Below are 9,541 nucleotides of genomic sequence, written 5' to 3'. Positions count from 1 at the left end.
AAGGTTTGTATGCATTTATATATCCATATTCCTTTTTGTGAAAGCAAATGTCATTATTGCTCTTTTACTTCTTTGAAGAAAAAAGATTATGAAGAGGCTTATTTTAAAGCCTTACTTGAAGATTTAAAATTTCAATTTGATTATTTTAAACTCTCTAAAAATTCCATTCAAACGCTTTTCATAGGAGGAGGAACGCCAAGTGTGGTGGAAGAAAAATTTTATGAAAAAATTTTTAATTTTTTAGCTCCTTATTTGAGTCAAAATTCCGAAAATACCATCGAAGCCAATCCAAAATCAAGCATTGATTCTTGGCTTAAAAATATGAAAAATTTTGGTTTAAATCGCATTTCTTTTGGAGCACAAAGTTTTCATTCTAAAAAACTTGAATTTTTAGGCAGACAACACACTCAAAAAGAGCTGTTTGAAAGTGTGGAAAATGCTAAAAAAAATGGCTTTGAAAATATCAATTTAGATTTAATCTATGATACAAAATTTGATGATAAAAAAATGCTTGATTTTGAACTTTTGCATTTAGAAAAAATCAAAAAAAATTTAAAACATGTGAGTGCTTATCACTTGAGTATAGAAAAAAATACAGCCTTTGCAAATTGTTTTCATTTCAAAAAGAATGCTCCGAGATTGATGAAATATTTTATAGAGCAAATTCAAATTTTAGGATTTAAACAATACGAAATTAGCAATTTTGGACGCATTTGTAAGCACAATTTAGCATATTGGCAAGGCAAGGATTATATAGGTTGTGGGTTAAGTGCGGTGGGATTTTTAAAAAATCAAAGATTTTATACAGCAAAAAATTTAAAGACTTATATCTTAAATCCAAGTTTGAGACAAATAGAAAATTTAAATCAGAAAGAATTATGCTTAGAAAGGCTATTTTTAGGGTTTAGAAGCAAAGTCGGTGTGCATAAAAAAATACTCAATACAATTCAAATTCAAAAAGCAAATGAGCTTGTAGCGAATAAAAAGCTTGAATTAAAAAACAATCGCTTTTACAATCTTAATTTCCTCATCAGCGATGAACTTGCTTTGTATTTAGCTCCCTAATTAAAACTAAGCAAAATTTAATATTTCTTCAGCATTCTATTAATGTGCAGTAAATCCTCCATCAACACAAATAGCCGCCCCCTCAACAAAGCTCGCATAGGGTGAGCATAACCACATCACCGCATCGGCAATCTCCTTTGGTTCGCCCAATCTCCCCTTAGGAATATCTCTTAAAAGCTCTTTTTCAATCTCGGGATTTCTTTTGATTAAATCTTTTGCCATAGGCGTTAAAATGGCACCGGGCAAAACAGCATTAATGCGAATGTTTTTTGCTACATAATCAAGTGCGGCAGTCCTTGTAAGCCCAATCACTGCGTGTTTGCAAGCGATATAAGCGGCTTGTCCGACAAAGCCTGTGATTCCCCCTTGTGAAGAGGTATTGACAATACAGCCTCCACCTTGTGTGAGCATCTGCTCAATCTCATATTGCATACAATTCCAAACGCCTTTTAAATCCACAGCAATAGTCTTATCAAACTCCGCTTGAGTGATTTGTGCCATCGGTTTTTGTGGTGTTTGAATCCCTGCATTATTGAATCCACAATCCAATCTCTTATGCACAGAGATAATCTCTGCAATCATCTTTGCCACCTGCTTTTCATCACTCACATCACAAAGAATTTGCATAGCCTGATAATGCTTGTCATTAAGCTCTTTAACTTCCTCACTCATATCCACAATATCACAAAGAACGACTTTCGCACCAACTTTTGCAAATTCTTGTGCAGTGGCTAAGCCGATTCCTTGTTTCGCACCTGTGATAAGCACGACTTTGTCTTTGAAGCATTCTTTCACTTAAAGCTCCTTTAATGAATTTTTTATTGTATTATAATTTCACTTCATAAATAATAATTAAACAATTTTAAAGTAAATTTTTAAGCAATTTAATGTAAAATGTGTCTTTAAAAAGATATAAAGAAAGAAGTATTGATACAATGAGTATGGGTGAAATTTTAGTCATTTTAGTTGTCGCAATTTTAGTTTTAGGACCAGACAAACTCCCTGATACCATCGTGCAAATTGCAAAAATTTTAAAAGCCTTAAAACGCAACATAGACGAAGCAAAATCAAGTATAGAAAAAGAAATTCGTATCAATGAGCTTAAAAGCGAAACTAAAAAATACCAAGATGAATTTTCCTCCGTAAATGAAAATATACGCAAAAAACTTAGTTTTGAGGAATTTGATGAGCTTAAAAAGGATATTTTAGACAATAAAAAAGTCGATTTAACCTTTGGTTCTTCGTCTAATCCCCATGAAAATTTAGAAGAAAATGCACAAAAAGAAATGAAAGAAGAAAAAAATTTAAAAACAGAGCAAATTTCAAATCAAAGTGAGGAAAAACAAAATGTTTGAAGAATTAAAACCTCATTTAACCGAGCTTAGAAAAAGGCTTTTTATCAGTGTTTCTTGCATTATTGTGATGTTTTTTGTATGCTTTACTTTTAATTCTTATATCCTTAATATACTCAAAAGTCCAATAGAAGCCGTTTTGCCAGAAGTTTCAAAACAAATCACCTTCGTAGAATTACAAGAACCTTTATTTACAGCGATGAAAGTTTCATTTTTTACAGCTTTTTTGATTTCTTTGCCTATAATTTTTTATCAATTTTGGAAATTTGTAGCACCCGGACTTTATGAGAATGAAAAAAGACTCGTCATACCCTTTGTTTGCTTTGCAAGTGTAATGTTTGCTTTAGGTGCTTTGTTTTGCTATTTTGTCGTGGTTCCTTTAACTTTTAAATTTCTCATCGATTTTGGAGTGCAAACTCAAGATTTTAAACCACTCATTAGTATAGGGCTTTATGTGAGCTTTTTTACAAAACTCGTAGTCGCTTTTGGACTCGCTTTTGAAATGCCTGTGTTGACCTTTTTCTTTGCAAAATTAGGCTTAATAGATGATGATTTTTTAAAAAAATATTTTAGAATTTCAGTTTTGGTTATTTTTGTTTTTTCAGCAATGATGACTCCGCCGGATATGATTTCTCAATTTTTAATGGCTGTGCCACTTTGCGGACTCTATGGGCTTTCAATTTTAATCGCACAAAAAATCAATCCCTCTGCAAAAAATGATGCATAAGGATTTAAAGCTTCATAATTACGATTATCACTTACCTAAGGAGCTTATCGCTACTTATCCTATAACCCCTAAAGAAGATGCGAAACTTTTAATCTATGAAAGAAAAAAAGACAAGATTACGCACACTTATTTTGGAAAATTGCCTGAATTTTTACCTCCTTGTGCAATATTTTTTAACGATACCAAAGTGATTAAAGCCCGAATTTTTGGAACAAAAACAAGCGGAGCAAAAATAGAGCTTTTTTTGCATCAAGCCTATACAGAATTTGAATTTTTGGTTCAAATTAAAGGCAGGGTTAAAGCAGGTGAAATTTTAAGCTTTGAAAAAAATTTACAAGCTGAAATTTTAGAGCTTTTAAAAGATGGCAGACGCAAAGTCAGATTTAAGCAAAATCATACCTTTTTAGACAGCACTAAACTCTACGAGCTTTTAAATCTTATCGGGCATATTCCCTTGCCTCCTTATATCAAAAGGAAAGATGAGTTAAGTGATGAGAGTGATTATCAAAGCATTTTTGCTAAAAATTTAGGAGCTGTAGCTGCACCGACGGCAAGTTTGCATTTTAGTCAAGAAATGCTCAATCTTTTAAAGCAAAAACATGAAATTTATTATCTTACCTTACACATAGGAGCGGGGACCTTTAAAAATGTAGAATGTGAAAATTTAAAAGAACATATAATGCACACTGAATCTTTTTTTATCGATGATAAAGCAGCAAAGCTGATAAAATCCAAAACACCGATTTTAGGAGTAGGAACGACCACAACAAGAAGCATTGAGTATTTTTTTAGGACAGGAATTCAAAGCGGGACTTGTGATTTATTTTTACACCCCTTTAATAAGCCTTTAAGGCAAAACTATCTTTTAACGAATTTCCATTTACCAAAATCCACTTTAATTATGCTCGTATCCTCTTTTATAGGAAGAGAAAAAACCTTAGAACTTTATAAAATTGCTATTGAAAAACGATACAGATTTTATTCTTATGGCGATGCTATGCTTATATTATAAAAGCTTTTCATATTCCTTAGAAACAAAAATTTCATTTTTAAATTCAACCACCGGCCTTTTAATGATACTAGGATTTTCTAAAATTAAATTTTCTAATTCTTCTTTATTGAGATTTTTAAGTTTATCTTTGGTAAGGGCTAATTTTTTAGCAGTCGTTCCGTTTGTATTGATGAGCTCTTCGAAAGTTTTTTGCTTAAGCCAAGAACTTAGAATTTCTTTATCTATCTTTTTAATGTCTAAAAATTCAAAATTAAATTTTTCCAAAGCAATCATCGCTTTTTTGACGCTATTGCAATTTTTTATGCCATAAAGTTTCATTTTTTAGCTTTTTTAACCAAATCTGCGATTAAAAACGCGAGTTCTAAGGCTTGATCAGCGTTCAACCTTGGATCACATTGCGTTTCATAACGTTTTTTAAGACTTTCTTCAGTGATATTTGACGCCCCACCTGTGCATTCTGTTACATCTTGTCCGGTCATTTCAAGATGCACTCCGCCCGGATAAATTCCTTCAGCCCTTGCGATTTCAAAAAAATACCGCACTTCTTGCATAATTTTATCAAATTCTCTTGTTTTATAATTTCCAGCTTTTACCGTATTTCCGTGCATAGGATCTATGCTATAGATAAGATTTAAGCCCTCTTTTTTAAGTTCTTTAAAAATTTCAGGCAATCTTTGAGCAATAATATCAGCTCCCATTCTAATGATGATATTAAGCCTTCCCTCCTCATTGCTAGGATTTAAAGCTCTTGAAAGAGCAACAATCTCACTTGCACTGACACGAGGTCCAACTTTTACCCCCATAGGATTTTTAATCCCGCTTAAAAAATGCACATGTGCTTCATTTAAAGCCCTTGTTCTTTCACCTATCCAAAGCATATGAGCCGAACAATCATAAATTTCATCGCTTAAACTATCCACTCGCGTTAAAGCTTCTTCATAGGGCAAAAGTAAGGCTTCATGAGAAGTATAAATCGCCACTTCTCTTAAACTTGGAGTGTTGTTTGTATTGATACCACAAGCCTCCATAAAGGCTAAAGCTTGAGAGATTTTTTCACTGATATCAATATATTGTTTGTGTAATTCATTTTTTTTAAGAAAATCCAGATTCCATCGATGAACTTCGTGTAAATCCGCTAAACCACCTCGAGCAAAACCCCGAAGTAAATTTAAAGTGGTGGCACTTTGATAATAGGCTTCAAGCATCCTTTGAGGATTAGCAATTCTAGCTTTCTCATCAAATTCAAAACCATTGATAATATCTCCACGATAACTTGGAAGTTTGACCCCATTAAGCTCTTCAAAATCAGAACTTCTCGGTTTGGCAAATTGTCCTGCAATGCGTCCGATTTTCACCACAGGACAACCTCCAGCAAAAGTAAGCACAATAGCCATTTGAAGTAGCATTTTAAACATATCTCTAATATTGTTTGCACCAAAATTTTCAAAACTTTCAGCACAATCTCCACCTTGCAATAAAAAAGCCTCCCCTCTAGACACTCTCGTTAGGGCTTTTTGAAGGTTTCTAACCTCTCCAGCAAAAACTAAAGGCGGTAATTTTTCAAGTCGATTAAGAATCTGATTAAGCTCTTGCTCATCAGGATAAACAGGCTGTTGTTTAATGGGATAATTTCTCCAAGATTTTTTTGTCCAATTCATCATTTATCCATAAATATAAATTTATCTAAAAAATTTTCGATTTCATTAAAATAAAATTAAAAAATTTATGCGATTCCCTCAATTTTTAGATTCTTAAAAATTGAGTGCCAATATAGCATAAATTTTCTGATTTATTTATTAAAAAATAAAAATTATCAATAAAATAAATTTATCAATAATTTTTATACAATTTTATCTCTAAAAAATTATTTTTTAAGCTCTTTAATACGAGCAGCCTTACCGCGTCTGTCTCTAAGATAAAACAATCTTGCTCGACGCACACGACCTCTTCTTAAAACTGAAATGCTCTCCAAACTTTCACTATAGATAGGAAAAATTCTTTCAACACCGATATTATTAGCACCGATTTTGCGAACTATAAAAGTTTCACCTGTGCCATTTCCGCGTCTTGCAATACAAATACCTTCAAAGCTTTGAATTCTTGTCTTATCTCCTTCTTTGATTCGAATCGCAAGTTTCAAAGTATCTCCGGCACGAAAATCAGGAACTTTTTTACCTTCAATTTGCTTGGCTTCAAATTGCTCTATAAATTTATTTTTCATAAAAATCCTTTAAATTTTTGCGTTTATGTTCTAAAAACAAATCGGGACGAAAAAATTTTGTTTTGCATAACGCTAAAGTAGATTTAAAAGCGTTAATTTTAGCGTGATTACCCTTTAAAAAGACTGAAGGGGCAACAAATTTTTTAAAATTTTTACTAAAAACAAAAGGTTTTGTAAAAGAAGGAGCTTCAAGAAGATAAGATTCAAAGCTTTCCTCTTCTAAGCTCTTAACATTGCCTAACACTCCTTCTACATTTCTTAAAATCGCATCGCAAAGCACGAGAGCAGGAAGTTCGCCACCTGTTAAAATAAAATCTCCTATACTAAAAAGCTCGTTAGCAAAATTTTCAAGCACTCTCTCGTCTATTCCTTCATATCTTCCGCACACAAACACAATATGCTCTTTTTTACTCAAACGTTTTGCATCTTTTTGATTAAAATTTTTCGCACTGGGCGTAAGAAAAATAAAATGCACATTAGTATGAAGTTTTTGAATGGTTTCTAAGGTTTCAAATAGGGGTTGAGCTTGTATCAAAAGTCCCGCTCCTCCACCTATTTTATAATCATCAAGCTTTTTATAAGCATGGGTGCTAAAATCTCTAGGATTATAAAAATCAAGCTCAAAAATCCCTTTTTTTCGAGCTTTTGCAAGAATAGAATCTTCAAAATAAAATTCAATCAAATGAGGAAATAAAGAAACAAAACTAAATTTCACGAGTTTTCCAAGATTAAAAAAGCCTCATCCTTGCACTCAATGAGTCTCTTTTCTGTATCAATTTTTTTAATGAATTTATCCAAATAAGGGATAAAAAAACTCTTAGCCAAACCATTTTTAATAAGCTCCTCATCGGTAGAAACTTCAAACAAATAAGAATGTGAAATTTCTAAAATATCCACAACTTTTCCTAATTTTTGCTTAGAATCTCTGACTTGACATTCTAAAATATCAAAATAAAAAAATTCATCTTTTTTAAGCTTACAGGTTCTACGACTTTCTTCTATGCTCTGATAAAGTATGGAATGCGTTAGCTTCTTTGCCTCTTCAATATTTTCAAAACCTTCAAACAAGGCAGTATTATTTGAAGGATTATAATCCTTAATTTTTAAAATATTTCTCATATCCTTGCAAAAAAAACTTGCATTTTTTTTAAATTGATCGGGAAAATCACTCAAATTATGAAGTTTAATATAACCCTTTAATCCTATGGTTTTACCAAGTTTCGCAACTTGAACTAAATTTTTTTCATTCAAGTGCTTTAACCGTTACACGATAAGAAGTCGCATCTTTGCTCTTAGATGATGAGATAACGGTTTTGATTGCATTGATTAATTTGCCATTTTTACCAATGAGTTTTCCCGCATCAATTTTATCCGCAAAGATAATCAACTCGACAAAATTCTCATCTAAATCAACTCTTTGTATGTGAATTTTATCGGGGTATTCTACAATGAGTTTTGCATACTCTTTTAAGAAATTTTCTATCATTATTTACTCGTAATGCTTTTAACCTTGTCGCTAAGTTTAGCACCTACGCCTTTCCAATATTCCAAACGCTCTTTATCAAATTTAAGCACTTCAGGTTCAACCATAGGGTTATAATATCCTATGCTTTCTATCCAACCTCCATCGCGACGCTTTCTGCTATCTGTTACAACAATACGATAAAAAGGTCTTTTTTTTCTGCCCATTCTTGTAAGTCTGATTACTGTCACTTTATCTCCTTAAAAAATTAAAATTGATTGATAAGCATTGATTTTTTGCCCATGAATCAATTTTAACGCTTCTTAAAATTGCTTTCTTGCTTGATTCATCATTTGAGTAAGACTTTCCATACCTTTTTTCCCTGAAAATCTCTTTGCAAGTTTTGCAGCATTTGAAAATTGCTTTAAAAAACGATTGACCTCCATTTGAGAAAGACCGGCACCTTCAGCAATTCTACGCTTTCGCGTATTATTTAAAAGTTCTGGATTTTCTCTTTCTTTAGGAGTCATTGATGAAATCATTGCCTTAATATGCAAAATCTCCTTAGAATTATCCAAATCAAGATCCTTAACCTGTGAAGCAAGATTGCCAAGACCGGGAATCATACCGACAATAGACTTCATACTGCCTAATTTTTTAACACTCTCCATTTGAGTTAAAAAATCATTAAAATTAAAAGCTCCTTTTTTAATCTTCTGACTTAAAATTTTAGCCTCTTTTTCATCAATCACTGCAGCAGTTTTTTCAGCCAAAGTTGCTAAATCTCCCTCGCCCATAATACGACTTACAATTCTATCAGGGATAAAAAGTTCTAAATCCGCAACCTTCTCACCCACACCGATAAATCTTAATGGAATTCCTATCTGTCTTGCTATACCCAAAGCAATACCACCTTTAGTGTCTGCATCAAATTTAGACAAAACCACCCCACTAAGCTCTAAAGCCTCGTTAAAACTCGCAGCTGTCTTAACGCCATCTTGTCCGCTCATTGCATCAGCGACATAAAAAATTTCATCCGGATTAAGAATTTTTTTAAGTTCTTTAAGCTCATGCATCAAAGCTTCATCAATGGCTAAACGTCCCGCAGTATCGACAAGTAAAACATCAATCATAGAATTTTTTGCTTTTTCAAGGGCAAGTTTTGCGACTTTTAAAGGATTGTTTTCATTTTCAATATAAAAAAGCTCGATTTGATGGGCTTCACAAAGCTGTTTAAGCTGCTCTACAGCTGCCAAACGTTGCAAATCACAGGCTGCAACAAGGACTTTTTTATTGCGAAGTTTAAGATAGTTTGCAAGTTTCATAGTGCTTGTTGTTTTCCCCCCTCCTTGCAAACCTGTCATTAAAACAATAGTAGGCGGTTTAGAGCTGAATACAAAGCCTTGATTTTTACCCTTAACGCTAAGAATATTTTCTAAATTATTTTTAATTGCGTTTAAAAATTGCCTCTGTCCCACTCCATTTTTTCTCACTTCATTTTCAATTAAAATCAAAAGTTCTTTCGTAACCTTGTGATGGACATCAGCTTTTAAGAGGGATTTTTTTAAGGTTTCCAAAGCATTTTTAAGAGCTTTTTCATCATCGACAAAGCGAATTTTACTCAAAGCTGACTTAAATGATTCGCTAACAAGTTCAAACACCTTAATCCCCTTTTTTATTTAATAAAGGCATTATTATATCA

General features: G+C 32.6%; 13 protein-coding genes. 4 read left to right on the top strand and 9 right to left on the bottom strand.

Annotated features, from left to right (window positions below):
• Positions 1-9 precede the first annotated feature (9 nt).
• On the top strand, positions 10-1,065 hold the full coding sequence (gene hemW / locus CCUN_RS04395; RefSeq protein WP_027306476.1) for a radical SAM family heme chaperone HemW: 1,056 nt from the start codon (positions 10-12) through the stop codon (positions 1,063-1,065).
• A 39-nt stretch (positions 1,066-1,104) separates the two neighbouring features.
• On the opposite strand, the gene CCUN_RS04390 is transcribed toward hemW, so the two are convergent.
• The gene (locus CCUN_RS04390) at positions 1,105-1,860 is read right to left on the bottom strand and encodes an SDR family NAD(P)-dependent oxidoreductase (RefSeq protein ID WP_027306477.1); all 756 of its coding nucleotides are present in this window, start codon (positions 1,858-1,860) and stop codon (positions 1,105-1,107) included.
• 140 nt (positions 1,861-2,000) lie between these two features.
• Here CCUN_RS04390 and tatB point away from each other — a divergent pair, with 140 nt between their 5' ends.
• Genes tatB through queA form a run of 3 tightly spaced genes read left to right on the top strand, consistent with a single transcriptional unit; the run spans position 2,001 to position 4,156 of the window.
• Entirely contained in the window at positions 2,001-2,420 is a 420-nt protein-coding gene (tatB, locus tag CCUN_RS04385) for a Sec-independent protein translocase protein TatB (protein ID WP_027306478.1), read from the top strand.
• Complete coding sequence (gene tatC, locus CCUN_RS04380; protein ID WP_027306479.1) at positions 2,413-3,144, top strand: twin-arginine translocase subunit TatC; 732 nt, start codon at positions 2,413-2,415, stop codon at positions 3,142-3,144. The genes tatB and tatC overlap by 8 nt, the downstream gene beginning before the upstream one ends.
• Positions 3,137-4,156, top strand: a complete 1,020-nt coding sequence (gene queA, locus CCUN_RS04375) for a tRNA preQ1(34) S-adenosylmethionine ribosyltransferase-isomerase QueA (protein WP_027306480.1) — start codon at positions 3,137-3,139, stop codon at positions 4,154-4,156. Before tatC ends, queA begins: the two co-directional genes overlap by 8 nt.
• Here queA and CCUN_RS04370 read toward each other — a convergent pair.
• The 8 genes from CCUN_RS04370 to ffh all read right to left on the bottom strand — a co-directional run bounded on the left by CCUN_RS04370 (position 4,151) and on the right by ffh (position 9,500).
• Positions 4,151-4,474, bottom strand: coding sequence for an ArsC/Spx/MgsR family protein (locus CCUN_RS04370; protein ID WP_027306481.1), 324 nt, complete (start codon positions 4,472-4,474; stop codon positions 4,151-4,153). The two genes, queA and CCUN_RS04370, sit on opposite strands and share 6 nt — an antisense overlap.
• Complete coding sequence (locus CCUN_RS04365; RefSeq protein ID WP_027306482.1) at positions 4,471-5,814, bottom strand: class II 3-deoxy-7-phosphoheptulonate synthase; 1,344 nt, start codon at positions 5,812-5,814, stop codon at positions 4,471-4,473. Before CCUN_RS04365 ends, CCUN_RS04370 begins: the two co-directional genes overlap by 4 nt.
• Positions 5,815-6,020: 206 nt before the next feature.
• On the bottom strand, positions 6,021-6,377 hold the full coding sequence (rplS, locus tag CCUN_RS04360) for a 50S ribosomal protein L19 (RefSeq protein WP_027306483.1): 357 nt from the start codon (positions 6,375-6,377) through the stop codon (positions 6,021-6,023).
• On the bottom strand, positions 6,367-7,092 hold the full coding sequence (trmD, locus tag CCUN_RS04355) for a tRNA (guanosine(37)-N1)-methyltransferase TrmD (RefSeq protein WP_027306484.1): 726 nt from the start codon (positions 7,090-7,092) through the stop codon (positions 6,367-6,369). Before trmD ends, rplS begins: the two co-directional genes overlap by 11 nt.
• Positions 7,089-7,628 (bottom strand): ribosome maturation factor RimM, encoded by a 540-nt coding sequence (rimM, locus tag CCUN_RS04350; RefSeq protein WP_027306485.1) that lies wholly within the window; start codon positions 7,626-7,628, stop codon positions 7,089-7,091. The genes trmD and rimM overlap by 4 nt, the downstream gene beginning before the upstream one ends.
• Complete coding sequence (locus CCUN_RS04345) at positions 7,621-7,863, bottom strand: KH domain-containing protein (RefSeq protein WP_027306486.1); 243 nt, start codon at positions 7,861-7,863, stop codon at positions 7,621-7,623. Before CCUN_RS04345 ends, rimM begins: the two co-directional genes overlap by 8 nt.
• The gene (rpsP, locus tag CCUN_RS04340; RefSeq protein ID WP_027306487.1) at positions 7,863-8,090 is read right to left on the bottom strand and encodes a 30S ribosomal protein S16; all 228 of its coding nucleotides are present in this window, start codon (positions 8,088-8,090) and stop codon (positions 7,863-7,865) included. The genes CCUN_RS04345 and rpsP overlap by 1 nt, the downstream gene beginning before the upstream one ends.
• A gap of 72 nt (positions 8,091-8,162) precedes the next feature.
• Entirely contained in the window at positions 8,163-9,500 is a 1,338-nt protein-coding gene (ffh, locus tag CCUN_RS04335) for a signal recognition particle protein (protein WP_027306488.1), read from the bottom strand.
• Positions 9,501-9,541 lie beyond the last annotated feature (41 nt).

Source organism: Campylobacter cuniculorum DSM 23162 = LMG 24588, assembly GCF_002104335.1.
GTDB classification, from domain to species: Bacteria; Campylobacterota; Campylobacteria; order Campylobacterales; family Campylobacteraceae; genus Campylobacter_D; species Campylobacter_D cuniculorum.
This window is presented reverse-complemented; position numbering and strand designations above follow the sequence as displayed.

Excerpts from the sequence above, each read along its gene's own strand:
- tatB (WP_027306478.1), top strand. The coding sequence starts at position 2,001 with ATGAGTATGGGTGAAATTTTAGTCATTTTAGTTGTCGCAATTTTAGTT.
- rplS (WP_027306483.1), bottom strand. The coding sequence starts at position 6,377 with ATGAAAAATAAATTTATAGAGCAATTTGAAGCCAAGCAAATTGAAGGT.
- CCUN_RS04345 (WP_027306486.1), bottom strand. The coding sequence starts at position 7,863 with ATGATAGAAAATTTCTTAAAAGAGTATGCAAAACTCATTGTAGAATAC.
- hemW (WP_027306476.1), top strand. The coding sequence starts at position 10 with ATGCATTTATATATCCATATTCCTTTTTGTGAAAGCAAATGTCATTAT.
- CCUN_RS04370 (WP_027306481.1), bottom strand. The coding sequence starts at position 4,474 with ATGAAACTTTATGGCATAAAAAATTGCAATAGCGTCAAAAAAGCGATG.
- tatC (WP_027306479.1), top strand. The coding sequence starts at position 2,413 with ATGTTTGAAGAATTAAAACCTCATTTAACCGAGCTTAGAAAAAGGCTT.
- CCUN_RS04365 (WP_027306482.1), bottom strand. The coding sequence starts at position 5,814 with ATGAATTGGACAAAAAAATCTTGGAGAAATTATCCCATTAAACAACAG.
- queA (WP_027306480.1), top strand. The coding sequence starts at position 3,137 with ATGCATAAGGATTTAAAGCTTCATAATTACGATTATCACTTACCTAAG.